Genomic DNA, 17,829 nt, shown 5'->3' with positions numbered 1-17,829 from the left:
TTGAACTTAAAATTGCGCGCCATTTAACGTCTCTCGTCCCTGCCGCCTTAAATCAGCAACAAGACTACCACGGCTCCTATAATGAAGCCTCCGTAAGTCCAGAGCTTGTGGCCTGAATTCAGTTCCTCCCGTGCCTTCTCCTCCTGAATCCTTAACTCTTCCTGCAGAAGGTCGAACACCTTTCTTTGCTCACCTGCATCTGATCTGCCCAGTTGCACAGATATGCTGTCCAGCAAACTTATATCTCCGGCGTTAAGATTGGAATGTGAAGCCAATTTTTTCAGGCCTGCCCGCCAAGCCTCTTCCGCGGTAGTCCCTTGCCGGGACTTAAGCCGCCCCGCACTTTCTGCGAACAAGAATGACGCCGGTTTCTTACAAAATACGGCCGTTCGGGTCAGAGCAAGGGAAAGAGGGGTATAGGCGCAGGTAATTTCCTTCTCCAGGAAACCCAGAGCCATCCTGATATTTTTCAGTTCGTCAACCCTCTTTTCAAAGCGCCAGGCGCCACTTAAGCCGAAGCCTCCAAATCCGCCGATAATTAAAGCTATCCCCAGGGTTTTAAACAGCATGTCAATCCCACCTGACTATTTCCTGTATTGAGCCCGGGCCGTTTACCCGTGACAGAATAACCGCCAGCTTAAAGGCCCGGCTTGACAACAACTCCCGCATTATCGGCCGTTTCTGCAATTCGTCGGCCGTACTGGCATGAACGCTGCTTATAACCGCTACTCCGGCATTGACACATTCCTGGACAGCCAGAACATCCTCCCGGCGCCCGATTTCATCAGTAATAATCACCTGAGGAGAAAGGGAACGTAAGGCCATGACCATTCCCTGCGCCTTGGGACAGGAGTCCAGCACATCGGTGCGGGGTCCCACGTCCAACTGCGGTATCCCCCGATAACTTCCGGCCAATTCGGAACGCTCATCAACAACGACCACATTGCGGGCTGGCAAGGGTTTATGGCTGTTGGCCAGAAGGCGGGCCAAATCTCTTAATATAGTAGTCTTGCCACAGCGGGGGGGAGAAACGATCAGGGTATTTACGGCCGTATTTCCGCTACTGCCGTTTATGTAGGGAAGCAGGGGCAGGGCACAGTCCTTAACCTCGCGGGCTATACGGAAACAAAGACTGGAAAAGTCCTTCATGGTTTTAACCGTTTCTCCCTGCAGTACAACCTGTCCCGCCAGTCCCACCCGATGTCCGCCAGCTACGGTAATAAACCCTCTCCTTATTTCTTCTTCAAACGCATATAGTGAATTATCACTGATAGAGGAGACGGTACGGTGTATGTCCTCTTCGCTTACCCTAAAGCCAGTTGCGATATCCTCACTCAAACGCCCCCGCCTGTCCAGGGTAAAATCCCGTTCCCCCGCTTTCAATAGCAGGGGTTGATCACAGCGCAATCGAATTTCTTCCAGCTGCCGACATCGCTCCTCCTCCATATTAAGCAATAAATCTTTAATCGCAGGAGCAAAGTAGGGAAGTATTTCTCTTCGCAGCAAATCCTTACCGGGCTCAAGCATAAATCCACCTCCCTGCTTTACCATAAATATTGGTTTGGAGAGGAAAATATGCCAATTAAACCGGTATATTATGGAGAGGGTCTGACCATAGCAAAGGGGCGATTCCGGCAACGTATGGTTTATTACCATATTATCGGAACCGCCCCTGGATATACTCGTTATTGTTGGGTGATTTAGCGCTTATGCATTAGTATTCCTTGTCGCCCGGCCATCTTCAATTTCATCTCCATAATCACCATACTCAAAATCGAAGGAGCCGTCATTTACAAAGACCACTTCATTGCAGCGCGGACAGATAATTTCTATAACATCCTCGTCTTCCATCAGATCTGCATCAAATAAAAGCTCCTCACCGCAGTTATCACATTTTACTTCAATAACATCCTGATCCCGCTTAAGGTTCTCCTCCAGTTCAAAAAGGTCGTCATCGATACTTTCAATATATTCCCTGACCGTATTTAATTCAGAACGCATCTCTGCCAGCATTCCCGAAATATCATCCAGCACTCCCAGAATCCCGGTAATTATTTTACCCTGGGGGTTACCGTCACTGATATTCAGCCCTTCACTCAATCCCTGAAGATAACTCACCTTTTCACTGATATCCCTCACAACCTTGCCTCCTTTTTATTAGAAAGAAATATTTGCGTTAATATTATTGGTAAAAAACAAAGAATTAACCCTGGTTTTCTGTAGTTATTTTTATACAGTGTATTAAAACACCGACAGGCTATATATGCCAAAAAATACCGAATTATTTTCCTAATCCGCACCACTTGTGTTCAAAACATCCAACACTGTATGATAACATTACTTTAATGGCGGCGGAAAATTCAGATTTACATTATGGTATACATTTTGCAGTAATTTTTGTTAATTAATATATTCCACAGGAGGGCGTTATGGCTGAAAAAGTAAGCAAGCCACCAAAAAACAAAGTAACCACTTTGAGGGAGGCGGTAAATCGTTTTGTCCATGACGGGTGCTATTTGAGCTTTGGCGGAATTGGAGATCGAACCCCTACAGCAGCCGTACATGAAGTGGCCCGGCAGGGTAAAACCAATCTCTGCCTGGTAAGTGATACATCGGTATCTTTTGTCCATGATTCCATCCTCCTGGGCCTGGGTCGGGTTGCAAAATTGGAAATAGCCTATAACTGGGGAGGTATCTGGGGGGCAGATGCGGTTTACCGCAGGGTACTGGAAAAGGGAATTCCCCGGCCCATAGAAATCGAAGAATACTCTAATTTTTCCATGGGTATGCGCTTTCTGGCAGCTTCCCTGGGGCTCTCTTTCCTGCCGGTAAAATCACTGCTGGGTTCCGATATTCCGGTTTATAATCCTCAAATCAAGATTATCGACGACCCTTACACCGGTGAACCAGTAGCCCTGGTTCCGGCAGCCTATCCTGATACCGCTTTTATTCACGTCCAGCGCTGTGACTCCCTGGGCAACGCCCAAATATTAGGGCATATAGGTGATGACGACTCTCTGTCCCGGGCCGCCCGGCATGTTGTCATTACCACTGAAGAAATCGTTCCCAGCGATGAAATACGCCGTTTTCCCAACCTCACCACCATACCCTATTATTGCGTTGATGCGGTGGCAGAGGTGCCGTTTGGTTCTCATGGCCGGGGCTGTTCCTATTATTACTCCATGGATGTTCCCTTCGGGTTGCAGGTAGCCGATGCCTGGTCCAGTGAAGAGGGTTTTCGGCGCTGGGCCGATGCATGGATTTTTGGTGTAGACGACTGGGAGGGTTACTGCCGTAAAGTGGGCTGGGAACGTTTGACCCGACTGGCCCGGGCCGAAAGACGCTTTCAAGCCTTCGGTGAAATAAGGTAGGTGAGATAAAATGTCCCGGTATGCAGAAGAATATACCTTGACGGAGCTTATGGCAGCGACCATGGCCCGCGAATTCAGAAACCAGGAAACCGCCTTTGTGGGAATAGGCCCCCCGCTTATTGCCGCTATGCTGGCCAATCTTACTCATGCCCCGGATATGACCATCGCGGTGGAGGGAGGCGCTGTCGGTTCAGCGCCGCGAAGGCTGCTTACCTGTATTGCTGACAGCACTATTGACGAGCGGGCTTACTCCTGTATCCCCATGTGGAGGCTTTTCGGTGACCAGCAAAGGGGATTTTACGATGTGGGCCTGATTGGAGCGGCTCAAATCGATAAATATGGGAATCTCAATACTACCGGCATCGGTGGGTATCCCCGGTCGAAAGTACGGGTTGCCGGCAGCGGCGGGGGCAATGATATCGGTTCTTCCGCCGGCAGACTGCTGGTTATGATGCGCCAGGAAAAGCGGCGCTTTATAGACAGGGTCGATTATCTGACCACCCCCGGGTTTCTGGATGGGGGTGATAGCAGATTAAAAGCCGGCCTCAGGGGAGATGGCCCTTCAGGCGTTATTACGGACATGGGTGTTTTTCGTTTTGCTCCTGACAGCAAGGAAATGTACCTGGAGAAATGTCATCCGGGAGTTAGGCCGGAACAGGTCCAGGCCAGCGTTTCCTGGGATCTTAAAATAGCCCCGCAGCCAGCTGCAACTGAACCGCCAACCACGGAACAGGTGGAAATAATGCGCACCCTGGACCCTTTTGGACTCTATCTGGGCAACGGGAGGGCTGCCATGGCTGACCCCGAAAAAGGATTTGCTTTTTACATGCGGGTGCTGGAAGAAAGCTATCCGGCCATGGAAAAGCTCTTGCGATCGAAAGGGGGACAATAAAATCACTTATCAGAACGAATATCTTCGCAAACTGGTATCGGCCGAAGAAGCAGTCAAGGTAATCAAATCCGGGGACTGGATTGATTACGGACTGCTCTGCGCCCAGGTGGTAAGCCTGGATAAAGCAATGGCCAGGCGCAGGGATGAACTTGAAAATGTAAATATTTTTTCGGTTTTAACCCTTTACCCGCCCGAGGTTACTAAAGCCGATCCGGCAGGCGAATCCTTTGTCTGGAATTCCTGGCATCTTTCCGGCCTGGACCGTAAAATGGCCCAATCCGGCGTTCCGGTCTACTATTGCCCGATGCGCTATTCGGAATTGCCGCGCTATGTAAAAGAAAACATGGAACGCCTGGATGTATCCCTGCGCCAGGTCGGCCCCATGGATAAACACGGCTATTTTAATTTCGGCCCGCAAAACTCCCACAGCAAGGCGGTTTGCGATCGGGCCCGTACAGTTATCGTAGAAATAAACCATAATCAGCCCCGTTGCCTGGGAGGCTATTTTGAATCCGTTCATATATCCGAGGTAGACTATATTGTTCAGGGTGACAATCCCGCCTTACCTGAACTGCCCCTCTCCCCTATCACATCAGTAGATAAACAGGTAGCCCAGCACGTGGTTTCCGAACTTAAGGACGGTTCATGCATACAACTGGGAATTGGCGCCATGGCAACAGCCGTAGGCAAACTAATTGCCGCTTCGGATTTAAAAGACCTGGGCTGCCATACGGAAATGCTGGGAGATGCCTACCTGGATATGTATCAGGCCGGTAAATTAAACGGGAGCCGTAAGAACATTGACCCGGGCAAAATAGTCTATTCCTTTGCCCTGGGTACGCAACAGCTCTATGATTTTATCGATGATAATCCCCTTTGCGCCAGTTTCCCGGTCGACTACACCAACAACCCTGCCATAGCTGCCCTCAACGATAACCTGGTGAGCGTCAATAATGCCATTGAAGTGGACCTTTACGGACAGGTATGTTCAGAATCGTATGGTATTCGGCAGATTAGCGGAACCGGCGGACAGTTGGATTTTGTATTGGCCGGTTATGAATCCCGGGGAGGTAAAGCCTTTATCTGTTTACCTTCCTGCGTGCTGGATAGCGATGGTAGGGCCAGGTCGAGAATAGTGCCCATTCTGCCTCCGGGAGCGGTAGTTACCGACCCCCGTACAGTTGCCCATATCATAGTCACCGAGTACGGCAAGGTGAACCTGAAAGGCAAATCGGTATGGCAGCGGGCCGAGGGGCTCATAAGTATCGCTCAACCTGATTTCCGGGATGAGCTGGTAAAGGCTGCACAGCGGCAGGGCATCTGGCGTAAATCAAATAAACTTTATTAATAAATATTCAGAGTTATAAAAAAAGGGGGAGTTGTGTGGATGGAGGGAATAATACCGGAGAAAACTGACCACTGCCGGGGAGGTGGTCAAAGCCTTTAAGAGCGGAGATATCATTTCTATGGGGGAGGTATATGAACTAACGAGGCTGATAGCCAAAAGGCTGCCAAAAGCAGCCTTTCTTATCATTATGCTCTATCCAGGTATTCGCCGATACGGGTATCTATCCTGATTCTATCACCGGTATTGATAAACAGGGGTACTTTGACCGTCGCACCGCTTTCCAGGGTGGCATTTTTGGTTGCCCCGGTAGCCGTGTCACCCTTGACCCCCGGTTCAGTGTCCACTACTTCCATTTCTACGAAATTGGGCAGTTCAATCCCGATTATATTGCCCTGAAACATAAGAACCTGTATGTTCATATTCTCCAGCAGCCATTTAACGCCTTCGCCTATTGCCTCTGCGCTGATGGATATCTGCTCGTAATTTTCGGTATCCATGCAAACATAGCCATCGCCGTCATTATAGAGATACTGCATCTCTCTTCTGTCCAGATGGGCCCGGGGCACTTTTTCTCCCCCGCGGAAGGTCCTTTCAACTGACCCCCCGGTCTTGACATTCTTTAATTTAGCCCGGACAAAAGCAGCACCTTTTCCGGGTTTAACATGCTGAAATTCTACTACCTGCCAGGCCTGTCCATCTAATTCGATGGTCACTCCGGTTTTAAAATCATTAACCGATATCATCTTATCCCTCCATCAAATAATTAATAGGCTTTTATCACTGTGGGTTATGACCTCGCATCCCCCGCTTTTAACTATCACCGTATCCTCGATGCGTATTCCTCCCCATCCTGCTATGTAGATGCCTGGTTCCACGGTGACGACCATGTTTTCCTTCAGGACGGCCTCACTGCGCGCGGAGATGGATGGCCCTTCGTGGATCTCCAGACCCAGACTATGGCCGGTACTGTGCTGAAAATACTTACCCAGACCATGTTGCTCCAGGCAGTTTCTGACTGCCTTATCAACCCCGCGGCAGGTAACGCCTGCTTTAACCATTGCCACCCCGAGCTGTTGCGACTCCAGGACGGCCTGATACCTTGACGGGAACTCACCCTGGGCTGCACCGATTGCTACGGTGCGGGTCATATCAGCGGCATAACCCGAGTAAAAACCACCAAAGTCCATAGTGAGCATATCGCCTGCGACCAGTCGGCGTTCACCGGGTCGGCCATGGGGGAGGGCGGTATTATCCCCGGACAATGCAATGGTGTCAAAGGCTTCCTTATCACAACCCTTGCGGCGCAATAAATATGCTATTTCACTGGCCAGCTCCCTTTCACTTGCTCCAGGAGCTATCTTATGGCGGCACAGGTCACTGAATACCTCGTCCCCGATACGGGCTGCTTCCCGCATCATCTGCAGTTCGTCCTCATCTTTTATCTGACGCAGCTTCTCTACCATATTAACCAGCGGCACCAACTCGGCTGATAAAGATTGCTCCAGTTCACCATAATCATTATAACTTATCGCATGGCTCTCAACCCCGAGCCGGGTGAACCCGGAAGAGACCCTCTGCAGCTTCTCCAGACCGGGTGGCCGGCTTTCTACCAGTTCCCAGTCCGGGCATTCCCTTGCCACCTGTTCAAAGTAGCGGGAATCGGTAAATATATAGCAATGCCCCGGGCTTAATAACAGCCTGCCATCTTCGCCCCCGGTAAATCCGGAGAGGTAACGAATGTTTTCCGCTTTACTTACCAGAAAGGCATCAAGCTGATTCTCCTCCATTAAAAACAACATATTGTTAATTCGCTCGTTCATCAACTATCCTCGCTTCGGGAATTAGACGCGGATCGCGCTGATTAAATTAAGGTTCACACAGCCCTTCTGTTAATAATTCTCCAAGTTATCCTGGGTGCCTCGTAGAATTATTATTGAATACTGTTCTATTTTACCGTACCAGCACTATATGTAAAATAGTATATTAAGACGATTTTCCCATACTATTTCTAACCTCGAGCCGAAGGCCATATCCAAAAGGCACGCAGAGCCGCTAATGAAAATAGCAGCCGGGGTTAAATTATATTTAAGTCAGCGTGATCCATAATAATCCGCTACACTAATAGTGAGCGGTAGCGAACATCAGTGTTCCCTATGGGTGCGTGATCTGCGTTAATTTTCCCGTCCATTCTCTTATCAATCTGTATAAATATATGATTTCTATTCCATGTATTCACTTTTCTCGCTTCTCTTTTATAATCTCGCAGGCGGCTAAAAAAGCCAGGCGGTAAGAGAGCGGACCGAAGCCAAATATTCCTCCCCGGGCTACCGGTGAAATCAGGGAATGATGGCGGAATTCCTCCCGGGTATAAATGTTGGACAGATGAACCTCGATAACCGGAATAGCTGCCGCCCGCAAAGCATCATGGAGGGCGATGCTGTAATGGGACAGAGCTCCGGCATTTATAATGATAACCTCGAAATTATCCCGCGCCTGCTGTATCCGGTCCAGTAATTCCCCTTCATGATTGGACTGATAGAAATCAACCCTTATACCAGCGGCAGCGGCCATACTCCTCAAATCCTGGTTGATTTCCTCCAGGCTTCGGCTGCCATAAAGAGACGGTTCCCTCCGCCCCAGAAGATTGAGATTAGGTCCGTTTATAATCAAAATACCCCCGCTCAAACTATCACTCCTCTATTATTCACCAGCTATGCTCAGACTCTTGAGGCGTATACTGGGGGCAGCCTTACCCCCGAAAAATCTGAGATCACTGCCTACCGATTCAATATCCTTGAAAAAATCGCCCAGGTTGCCGGCAATAGTCGCCCCCCGTACCGGGTAGGTCAATCGGCCGTTTTCAATCATAATGCCGGCCGCTCCCACGGAAAAATCACCGGAAATAGGATTAGCGGTATGCATCCCCATTACTTCTGTAATGTACAGACCCTTTTTAATATCTCCATATAAATATGGCGGGTTTCCGGCTCCTGCCTGCAAGATAAAATTGCTGGTACCCACTGAAGGCAGACCCCGGAACGAGCCTCGCTGTCCGTTGCCGGTCGATTCTACGCCGGCTTTGCTGGCGGTATAGCTGTCATAAAGATAGCCGGTCAGGATCCCGTCCTTTATCACCGTGTTGCTCCGGGCCGCCACCCCTTCACCATCAAAGGGGAACGTGCCGATCCCACCCCTGAAGGTAGCGTCGTCCACCAGGGTGACTGCCGGTGAGGCCACTAACTGCTCCAGTTTCCCGGCCAGGAGGGATTTGCCCTTCTGTACCATCTGGGCATCTACCATCTGGGCCAGGAGACTCAGAAAACGGGTGGTTACATAGGGTTCCATCACACAGGGGAGATGAGCCGAACCTATGGTGCGCGCCTTTAAGGCCCTTACCGCGTTACCGGCAGCTTCCCGTCCGGTAAACACAGGGCCCAGATCCTTATAGTTCTTCCTCACCATTACCGAAAAGCCATTCTGGGCATCCCCGTCATCCTCTGCCACCAGGAAGATATAGATTCCGCAAAAATTTCCTCTGTCGCTGGCATAAAGTCCACTGGTATTCATTATAACACTGGTAAATTCACTGTCTTCGTAACCGGCCCGCTCAACAATACTGACCCGGGGATCACTGGATAATGCTATTTGCTCCACTTCGCGGGCCATCTCTATCTTTTCCTCCAGGCTGGTTTCAGGTATCTTCGGATCATATATCTCCAGCACCGGATACTCACACTTACCCTGAGGCAGACAGTTGTGAGGGTCGGCTTCGGTATAACGGGAAATGCTTATGGCATCATCTACTACCTGCCTTATGGCCTGGTCGGAAAGGTCACTGGTAAAAACGAAGCCCAGCCGGCCATCATTGATTACCCGTAATCCCAGACCCGCTTCCTCCGCTTCTTTCAAGGTTTCAACCTGTCCCTCTATAACCTCTACACTTAACTCCCGACCATGCAGCAGAAATGCCTCGGCCTCCACTCCTTTTTTACGGGCCAGCTCCAGAGCCTTCTCCCCTGCATTGCTCAAAAAATCTTCCACCGCTAACACGCTCCTAAATCAGACGCGGAACCCGGGGAAACTTTAGGGAATCCGCGTTTTATACCATATAATCAAATAGCACTTTGTAATTTTACTTTGAATTTATATAACTAACTTGTCAGGTATAGGTACGACCTGCAGTTATTCCTTTCCTATTCCGCGTCTATTTTTAGCAAAATCATATTCTCCTGATCTTACGCTTTGCCGGGCCGCTGGCCGGGGCAGTTCCTCCCACCGTCAATTCCTTGATTCGGATGGTAGGCTGGGCATCGGAAACCGGCACCCCCTGCCCGTCTTTACCGCATACCCCGATGCTGAACCCCAGGTCATTTCCTATCATATCTATGCTGTTTAAAACCCTGGGCCCGTTGCCGGTCAGAGTAGCCCCCCGCACCGGGTATTTAACTTCACCATCTTCTATGATGTAAGCTTCCTGCACGTCAAATACAAAATCACCATTGGTAGTATTAACCTGCCCCCCGCCCATTTTTTTAACCAGCAAGCCCGAGGGGGTCGAACTGATAATTGCTTCCGGGTCATCCCGGCCGGAAGCAATAAAAGTGTTGCTCATGCGCGGTATGGGCTTATCCCGGTAAGATTCGCGCCGCCCGTTGCCGGTGGAATCCCGTCCATCCTTGGCAGCCGTTAAGCGGTCATACATATACCGTTCCAGTACCCCGTTATCGATTAAAACCGTATGCTGACCACAATTGCCTTCATCGTCAAAACGGAAGGTACCGTACTTGCCCTCCAGGGTAGCATCATCAATAACACTTACCCCGTCAGCCGCTACCCTCTCCCCCAGCTTATCCCTGTAAACGGAGAGGCCCTTCTGAACCAGGTCAGCCTCCAGGCCGTGGCCGCAGGCCTCGTGTACCATAGTCCCGCCCGCCTCCGAGGACATAACCACCGGCATACGCCCTGCCGGGGCCGGCCGAGCCGAAAGCATATTAACCGCCAGACGGGCCGCCTTTTCCGCCATATCCTCAAAGGCAACCTCCTCCAGCAGTTCCCAGCCGCATACTCCTCCGGCCGATTCATAACCGGTCTGAATAATACCATCCCGGGACGCCACCGCACTGACCGTCAGTCTGATGCGGGTGCGTTCATCCTCGGCCATATCGCCGTCACTGTTAGCTATAATGACCTTCTTGTGCAAATCGCCCACAGCCACCGTAACCTGGCGAATCTCGTCGCCAACGTTGCGGGCGCTTTTATTGGCTGCCAATACATGTTCAATTTTTTCGTCAAAGCTTACTGAGTCGGGCAGCCGTTTGCAGCTCAGGTCAAAGGCAGGCTTTTTCGGCATGAGAGCTATCGGGCAGGCTCCTGAACCGGCAACCGATGAATGCCGGGCGACAGCAGCAGCTTTGAGCAGGCCTTCTTCGCTCAGGTCGCTGGTGTATACATAGGCCGTTTTGCCTTCCCTGACTACCCTGATCCCGGCCCCCTTCTCCCTGCCGCTGTTGACCTTTTCAATCCGGTCATCCTCGCAAAACACATTGCTCGACTGCTTTTCTTCGATGTATATCTCGGCAAAGTCCCCGCCCTTTTTCAGGGCTTCCTCCAAAACTTTTTCCAGCATTACTTTATCCAGCTTATTTCCCTCCAAAACAGCACTCTGTCAGATAGAATTCCCTTTTTTTGACCATATTAATTAGGGCTACGTCTATTAATTCAGGAAAAAGCCGCTTATTCCTGCTAAAAAGGTAAAAAAGATAGCAGGCTATTTATCTGTATCTTATTATTTATCTTTATACCGGATTGAAATAATTTCGGCAGGATAAATAAATTCCCGATGGTCAAATACGGAAACTACCCCTCCACCAACATCAAACTCGATCTTATAAATATCCAGAAATTCCACCTGCACTTCAGCTGCCAAAGTTCTTTGCGCCGGAGGACTGACTCCCTTACTGACAAGCTGAAAACGGCACTTATCGCCATCAACACCGCTGCATTTCGGATTTTCCAAATAAAATCCCATTTCCCTTCCGGATTCATGTAGGATCCATTCCTGTTTGGACAGAACAAGCTCGGCGGGAATATCCTGACTATTACTATAATCCCTTTTCAGAATATCATAAATCTCTTTCATCCCCACCAGTACGCCGCCATCTGCCATTTCATACGCCTGGGCAGCCTGCCTGTGATTAACACTCATTAACCCCTCTAAAAAAGAAGAATTGGCAAAGGACACAACAATAAGATATAAAAGCATTAAATAAAAAATAACCCATACCAGTACATAGCCTTCATCATGTCTGATCGGACGTAAAGATCGTATCACCATACTCCTACTCCTGCGCCTGCATGACCCGGGAAAAGCAGCAAAACTCTATTTCATAATCGCCATCCTGATTATGCAACATTAATTTCCCATGCAATCTCGGACCGGACTTGATAAATTCAACTGCAGAGATATTTTCCGCTACCGGAACCGTACTTTTATAAACGCGATACAGATTGCCATTATTGGCATATATACGGATATTCTCACCGCCGGCACCGGTAATTATCAGTTTACCGGCATCTGCACTCACCTGAAAATCCCGCGATGTTCTTATATCCTGCTGAATACAATCCATTGCCATACGTGATGAATACTGCAGCTCAGCACGATTGTTGCTGTTCCTGTAGCCGCTCAAAACTAAACCTGCCGCTTGTTGAAGAATTCCTATTATTAACAGGGCTAACGCGAAACCCAACAATAGCTCGATCAGCATATTTCCCCGCTCATCATTTGCTGAGAAAAAAAGCGAACTAAGTTTTAAGGTACCGAGGCTACTCCTACCAGGAATTCTTCCCACTGACTGCTCCCCCCGGTCGTCAAGACCTCAACCTTGACGACATATAAACGCTGGGCTCCCACCAGCGGTTTAATAGTAATCTCAGCCTCAAGACCGGGCGGCGGCGAAGTTAGAAATGACAGGCTGTCAGCTCTTGCCTGTCCCGACTCGACAAGCCCGGTCAACATTTCCGGACAGGCTTTCATTTCTTCTAACAAAGAACTGGCATAAATACATGCAGCGGTTCGCCCTCCCCCTCGGGATACATTGTTTATCCCCAGCAGCAGCAAATTCAATAATCCGCCGATCAGTACCAAAGTCAGTGCCAGGGATACAACCACTTCCAACAGGACAAGTCCGCCTTCCGTATATGCGGATTGCCTTAAACGACTATCCCGCCTATTAAATGATCTGTTCATAGCCTGCGCCCGCATCAATAGATTAAAGCTCATTTAATTATTATTCTGCCTTTTTTACCATATTCCTCCATAAAGATGATTAAAATAAATAATTATCAGCAAATTACAATTACGGTTTTTCTCATATACATATAAAGAATATAAGGGTCCCGCTGTTCAGACCTGAACCCGTTAATGAAATTATTCTCAAAATACCATAATAATGTATTTGCTTCTAAAATAATGTTATTATGACATTAGGCTTAAAACGCTGGTTAAACTGGCATATATATTTCCTATTGATATACCATTTCATATTTTTCTAAGTATCTTGTTGAAAGACCCGGACTGCTTTTTTGAAAATAAAGCCCTGGATTTTTTCACAAAAGGAGATTGTCGATGCTTAAACGTAACAGTTCGTTTGGTTTTCATTATGAAAACGGCTTTACGCTGGTAGAAGTCCTTGTCGCCATGGTTATCCTCTTATTAATTGTCACCGCCTGTTTCCCCCTTTTTACTTTGGCTACCAAAACAACCAATGAAAATCGAGCTCGCCTGACTGCTAATGAATTAGCCAAACGGGAACTGGAGCGAATACTGGCACAAGTAACGCCCGGCAGCTATATCAGCGAGGACGACGACCCGGACACAGCCCCACTCAAAACAGGCGTGTCAGCTACCTATTATTTTGATGATAATGGCAAGCCTATAGCTATTCGAGATTCCAGATCACGCTTTGCCCGTTTTGAAGCCCGGAAAATTGTAGAATGGATAGATGATCCTGCTGATGGTGTACATCCTGCTGATAAAACTCCCTTCGACTATAAGGTATTGATTATTGAAGTTTCCTGTCCTTCCCAATTTACCGGGCAAGTAGTTAAACAGGCTGATTTCAAAACCTTTGTGGCCCGTGAGGGAGCTGCATCCCCTATTGTTGGAGTAATTATTGAAGTAGTCCGGGGCTGGACTGATGAATATGGCAACCGCATTCCCCTGGAGGGTGCCACCGTAACCCTTGATGGCACTGGTCCCAGACATATGGGCATGACCAATTCTTCAGGCCAGGCTTTAATTCCTATAACTTTTCCCGATGACAGCACCGTATATTCTTACCAGGTCCAAACCGAACGCCTGGGAATGATACCTCGGCCGGATCAAAAAGCACTACCGGTGGAAGCACGACCTTACAGTACGAATTATATTCAGATGGAGATGGAAGAACCGGCAACCCTTACCCTCAGGTTTGCTCCGAGTGAGAAAGATGTTGATATTGCCTTGGATGGAGGCCTTATTATGGGCGGACCCAAGGAAGAAACCTTGATTGCCGGGAATAGCAGGGTAACATTTGCCAATCTCTGGCCGGCGGGTAAAGACCCCGACCATCCGGGAAGGGTTTGTTCGGGCGGAACCTACAGCCTTACTATGGAAAAGCCTCTTCTGGCATATAACGCTCTGCCCGAGGCCGGCTTGGAATACCCGGCAGATCGGTATCCCGTTGATCCTGATGACCCATCGCCCCCCGTCTTGAATTTGTGGAATTATGAGCCGAGTTACAATGGTAATCCGGCCTGGGTGGCATCGGCGGCGGCTCCCAATACGAATCCTGAATCGCCGCACCGGCTGGCGTTTAGCAAATTGCCCGAATCTGAACCTTTTGAGCCTGAAATAATCGATATGAGACCTTTTAAACCGGTTTTAGCCGGTGTCACTGCCAGGCTTACGGCCTCTTTCACCGAATTTTCTTTATCGGGATTGGGCGCTCCTCTGCCTGATGATTTTAATCTGGTTTATCTGGGTAAAGAAGAGGCCGCGCTGGACAGTGATAATAGCGATGATTGGACTCCTTGTATAAAAATCCATAAGGATCCCGTTAGCGGGGAAAGGGTTCTATTATATGAGAACGGCAATACCCTGGCTATAGAATCCTCCGATCAGTTAACTATCCCTGCTGACACAGAGCTGGGGCTTAAGGAAGAATATTTCTCCAAGTCCTTTAAAATGCGTTTTGACAGCAGCCCGTACATTAATACTTTGTTTTTCCGCAATTTTAGTATCCGCTGTACTTATGACAATCTGCCCAGCATTGAGTTTACTGGACCTGGACAAAACCGCAATATAGTGATTTCCGGTAATTAATTGTCATACCAAGGGGGAAACAACATGACCCTGCTTATCAAAAACCGGATTAAAGCGATTTATAGGAATCAAGGTATAACCCTGGTCGAAGTACTGGTAGTTTTAGTCTTGCTGGCAGTTGTTTTGGCACCGACAGTCAATGCCTTAAGCACTGCTGATCGCATCTGGTCTCATAACAAAGCCATTAATCCTTGTATAGCCCAGGCCAATACTTCTATGACCCGAATTAGCCGGGAAATCCGCGGGGCGGTGCAACCCTCCGGTACAGTTGACTCTGTGTGGGCAGAAGATGACGGGCAGCGTTTAATAATATATGGCTACAATGAAACCGACTCGAAGTGGGAAAAAATCATTTATCAGGTCAGGGCCAACAAACTTAACAGGATAGTTATATCTGATACTGATCCGTCTGCAGTCATCAGTGCTGCTATCCCTGCTGAAAGCAATACGGGCTGGACCACTCTATTGGAGGGGATCACCAGCAATCCGGTTTTTAATCGACCGGTAAACTCCCGAACGGTAGAAGTTAACCTTCAGGTAAGCGACAGCGGGCAGGTTAATCCCCGCTTTCCACCTTTTGACCTGGCTTCCGCTTATATGATCAGAAGCCGGGAAGTCGGGGCTATAACCGGGGCCCCGGTACCGGATGCAACTGAACCGCCGGTGGTTCCCGCTCATAAGATTATTATTAGTCCCGAGTCTACCAAAATGATAATTAGTGAAACAAATACACACGAACAACAAGTCTTTATAACTGAAATCTGGCCGGCAAACGCCACTGATAAATCAATTACCTGGACGTCATCCAAATCCGAATGGGTAGCGGTTGATTATGATCCTAATGATAGTTTGCACGCAACTATGAAATTAATGAAAAAGCAAAGTGATTGGAGTTATTGGGATTTCCTGAATCTGTGGCCTCCTGATGTTACAATTACAGCCACCGCTAATACTGGTGGTACAAGTGCTACTTGCAAGATAAACATAAATAAATGGTTGTAGGGGGGAGCGTAAAAATGCGATGTGTAAATTCAACTGTAGCATCATCTGGAAACCAACAAGGGGCAGCGCTTCCCCTGGTGCTCATCCTGATGATACTTATGTTTATTTTGTCGGCGGCCGCATACCAGGTGAGCCAGGGAAACACAGGCATTGTCGCCATGGCCTCCAGCAGCGAAAAAGCCCTCTATGCCGCCGAACAGGGCTACAACAGAACTTTATGGCGCCTGAATAACGAAAAAACCAATTTTCTAGCCGCGGAAGACAGTAGTCCGGAGGAAATATACTACGGCGGCAAACCCTATAACTTATATAAACTTACTGCCGGCTCAAACTATCGAGTGCAGGTGCTGGTGCCGCTGGTAGAAATAGCGGGAAGTACTGATAAAGCCGAAGACAGCTACCGCCGGATTATACGCGCTACCGGTTGGGATAACCGCTATCCGGAGCGGTTGCGCTCAATTGAAGTAGAAGTATATAAAAAAACCTTTACTCAATTTTGCATGGCTAACAACAGTGAAAGGGATAAAGCCGGCAATCCCCTTTACTGGACAACCGGGGAAGTTGTTTACGGTCCATTACATACCAATGATACCTTGTTTGTCAATGGCACCCCGATTTTCCACGGACCGGTCACCTATGTGAACAGCATCAATATCACCCCTGCCGGGAATATGTATAATCCGGCAATCTTTCGCAAAGGCAATTCCAAGGTGGCAGAGGTGCTAAGCTTCAACAGCAGTCTTAGCAACCTTAAAGCCCATGCCCGCATTGCAGGTCATTATTACAATGGCCGCGCCTGTATTCGCCTACTGGAAAGCGGGGGCTATAATGTTCGTTATTATGATCGGAGTACCGATACCTGGCACTATAATGATGCAGAGTACCATTTTGTACCTACAACGGATCGCCCGCTGACAAATAATAAGTGGTATGATCGGGAGATTGCAAACGAGGAGGCTTATAATAGCAATGCTGTCATGTTTCAAAGGATATTTCGCAACGAAGATGGAAGTATCCAGGACACCCTAACTCAAAGTTTCCGTTCTTTTGCCGCTTTTGCTGCTACAGTCAGTCCTTTGAAGCTTCCTGAAAATGGAGTTGTTTATGTTGACGGAGGAACCGGTGGCAATGATGCTGCAGGAGTATCCAAGTATGATGTCGGGCTTGGCAATGTTTTTGTATCGGGTAAGCTGGACGGGCGCCTGACCATAGCCGCAGCCAATGATATCTTCATTACCGCCCACGACCCCTGTGACTGGAAAAGGCCCGATTGGAGCAGTAGCTGGTATGATAGTGCTCCGGGCGTAACCTACAGTAATACTACGTTTGAACAGATTATGGTAAACGGCGAGTGGTCTCATACTGAGGTAGGCGGAAACAGCGGTGAAGACATGCTGGGATTGGCTGCAACCAATCACGTAGATGTTCTGCATTACAACTGGTCGTCGCAGTATGATGAAAATGTAGATTTTTTCGGTTCAATTCTGGATCCTCTGGATTTGTTCACATATAGAGACTACTGCTGGACGTTCATGAATCTTGGCGTTCCGGTCGATCATGCTCCCAATAATATTAATCTTCATGCCGCTATCTGCGCCCAGGAGGAGTCCTTTGGTTTTGAAGCCTATGACCGGGGCCGAGTTAAGGATACTGCTTACGTAGTGGGGTCAATCGCCCAGAAATACCGCGGTCCCCAGGGTATATCAGGCTTCCTGGATCAAGACGGATACAAAAAGAGCTACAGCCATGATCCTCGCTTTCTTTACGATGCACCGCCCCATTTTCCCGATCCCGCCAATTCGGGGTGGCAGTCTTCCCGCTGGGATGAGCTTAAAAATCATATTGAATAGGT

At 48.7% G+C, this 17,829-nt stretch carries 17 protein-coding genes; 6 read left to right on the top strand and 11 right to left on the bottom strand.

Annotated elements, in window-relative coordinates; genetic code table 11:
* Nucleotides 1-47: 47 nt before the first annotated feature.
* From spoIIIAB to ACU70B_RS05050, 3 genes are all read right to left on the bottom strand, one after another.
* Entirely contained in the window at nucleotides 48-569 is a 522-nt protein-coding gene (gene spoIIIAB / locus ACU70B_RS05060) for a stage III sporulation protein SpoIIIAB (RefSeq protein ID WP_447185258.1), read from the bottom strand.
* A gap of 1 nt (nucleotide 570) precedes the next feature.
* Entirely contained in the window at nucleotides 571-1,527 is a 957-nt protein-coding gene (gene spoIIIAA, locus ACU70B_RS05055; protein WP_447185257.1) for a stage III sporulation protein AA, read from the bottom strand.
* 180 nt (nucleotides 1,528-1,707) lie between these two features.
* Nucleotides 1,708-2,139, bottom strand: coding sequence for a CD1247 N-terminal domain-containing protein (locus ACU70B_RS05050; protein WP_447185256.1), 432 nt, complete (start codon nucleotides 2,137-2,139; stop codon nucleotides 1,708-1,710).
* Nucleotides 2,140-2,429: 290 nt separating this feature from the next.
* On the opposite strand from ACU70B_RS05050, the gene ACU70B_RS05045 reads away from it, so the two are divergent.
* Genes ACU70B_RS05045 through ACU70B_RS05035 form a run of 3 tightly spaced genes read left to right on the top strand, consistent with a single transcriptional unit; the run spans nucleotide 2,430 to nucleotide 5,611 of the window.
* Nucleotides 2,430-3,371 (top strand): CoA transferase subunit A, encoded by a 942-nt coding sequence (locus ACU70B_RS05045; protein WP_447185255.1) that lies wholly within the window; start codon nucleotides 2,430-2,432, stop codon nucleotides 3,369-3,371.
* A 10-nt stretch (nucleotides 3,372-3,381) separates the two neighbouring features.
* Nucleotides 3,382-4,263 carry a CoA-transferase subunit beta gene (locus tag ACU70B_RS05040; protein ID WP_447185254.1) on the top strand — a complete coding sequence of 294 codons (882 nt, stop codon included), beginning with the start codon at nucleotides 3,382-3,384 and terminating at the stop codon, nucleotides 4,261-4,263.
* Between the two features lies 1 nt (nucleotide 4,264).
* A complete protein-coding gene (locus ACU70B_RS05035) occupies nucleotides 4,265-5,611 on the top strand; it encodes an acetyl-CoA hydrolase/transferase family protein (RefSeq protein WP_447185710.1) in 1,347 nt (448 codons plus the stop codon).
* A gap of 185 nt (nucleotides 5,612-5,796) precedes the next feature.
* Here ACU70B_RS05035 and efp read toward each other — a convergent pair whose 3' ends face one another.
* The 8 genes from efp to ACU70B_RS04995 all read right to left on the bottom strand — a co-directional run bounded on the left by efp (nucleotide 5,797) and on the right by ACU70B_RS04995 (nucleotide 12,860).
* The gene (efp, locus tag ACU70B_RS05030; protein ID WP_447185253.1) at nucleotides 5,797-6,354 is read right to left on the bottom strand and encodes an elongation factor P; all 558 of its coding nucleotides are present in this window, start codon (nucleotides 6,352-6,354) and stop codon (nucleotides 5,797-5,799) included.
* Nucleotides 6,355-6,366: 12 nt separating this feature from the next.
* A complete protein-coding gene (locus tag ACU70B_RS05025) occupies nucleotides 6,367-7,431 on the bottom strand; it encodes a M24 family metallopeptidase (protein ID WP_447185252.1) in 1,065 nt (354 codons plus the stop codon).
* A 412-nt stretch (nucleotides 7,432-7,843) separates the two neighbouring features.
* The gene (aroQ, locus tag ACU70B_RS05020) at nucleotides 7,844-8,296 is read right to left on the bottom strand and encodes a type II 3-dehydroquinate dehydratase (RefSeq protein WP_447185251.1); all 453 of its coding nucleotides are present in this window, start codon (nucleotides 8,294-8,296) and stop codon (nucleotides 7,844-7,846) included.
* A gap of 15 nt (nucleotides 8,297-8,311) precedes the next feature.
* Entirely contained in the window at nucleotides 8,312-9,652 is a 1,341-nt protein-coding gene (locus ACU70B_RS05015) for a TldD/PmbA family protein (RefSeq protein WP_447185250.1), read from the bottom strand.
* Nucleotides 9,653-9,830: 178 nt separating this feature from the next.
* Nucleotides 9,831-11,237, bottom strand: a complete 1,407-nt coding sequence (locus tag ACU70B_RS05010; RefSeq protein ID WP_447185249.1) for a TldD/PmbA family protein — start codon at nucleotides 11,235-11,237, stop codon at nucleotides 9,831-9,833.
* A 159-nt stretch (nucleotides 11,238-11,396) separates the two neighbouring features.
* Nucleotides 11,397-11,945 (bottom strand): pilus assembly PilX family protein, encoded by a 549-nt coding sequence (locus tag ACU70B_RS05005; RefSeq protein WP_447185248.1) that lies wholly within the window; start codon nucleotides 11,943-11,945, stop codon nucleotides 11,397-11,399.
* A gap of 4 nt (nucleotides 11,946-11,949) precedes the next feature.
* Nucleotides 11,950-12,300 carry a hypothetical protein gene (locus tag ACU70B_RS05000; protein WP_447185247.1) on the bottom strand — a complete coding sequence of 117 codons (351 nt, stop codon included), beginning with the start codon at nucleotides 12,298-12,300 and terminating at the stop codon, nucleotides 11,950-11,952.
* A gap of 122 nt (nucleotides 12,301-12,422) precedes the next feature.
* The gene (locus ACU70B_RS04995; RefSeq protein WP_447185246.1) at nucleotides 12,423-12,860 is read right to left on the bottom strand and encodes a hypothetical protein; all 438 of its coding nucleotides are present in this window, start codon (nucleotides 12,858-12,860) and stop codon (nucleotides 12,423-12,425) included.
* A gap of 378 nt (nucleotides 12,861-13,238) precedes the next feature.
* Between ACU70B_RS04995 and ACU70B_RS04990 the strand changes: the two genes are divergently transcribed.
* Genes ACU70B_RS04990 through ACU70B_RS04980 form a run of 3 tightly spaced genes read left to right on the top strand, consistent with a single transcriptional unit; the run spans nucleotide 13,239 to nucleotide 17,827 of the window.
* Nucleotides 13,239-14,975: a type IV pilus modification PilV family protein gene (locus ACU70B_RS04990; protein ID WP_447185245.1), complete on the top strand. Its 1,737-nt coding sequence runs from the start codon at nucleotides 13,239-13,241 to the stop codon at nucleotides 14,973-14,975.
* A 24-nt stretch (nucleotides 14,976-14,999) separates the two neighbouring features.
* Nucleotides 15,000-15,977: a prepilin-type N-terminal cleavage/methylation domain-containing protein gene (locus tag ACU70B_RS04985; RefSeq protein WP_447185244.1), complete on the top strand. Its 978-nt coding sequence runs from the start codon at nucleotides 15,000-15,002 to the stop codon at nucleotides 15,975-15,977.
* Nucleotides 15,978-15,991: 14 nt separating this feature from the next.
* Complete coding sequence (locus ACU70B_RS04980) at nucleotides 15,992-17,827, top strand: DUF4900 domain-containing protein (RefSeq protein WP_447185243.1); 1,836 nt, start codon at nucleotides 15,992-15,994, stop codon at nucleotides 17,825-17,827.
* Nucleotides 17,828-17,829: the final 2 nt, after the last annotated feature.

The sequence above is a fragment of the Syntrophomonas curvata genome (genome assembly GCF_052976825.1).
The sequence above is the reverse complement of the archived record's forward strand: the minus strand, read 5'-3'. Positions and strand labels throughout refer to the sequence as shown.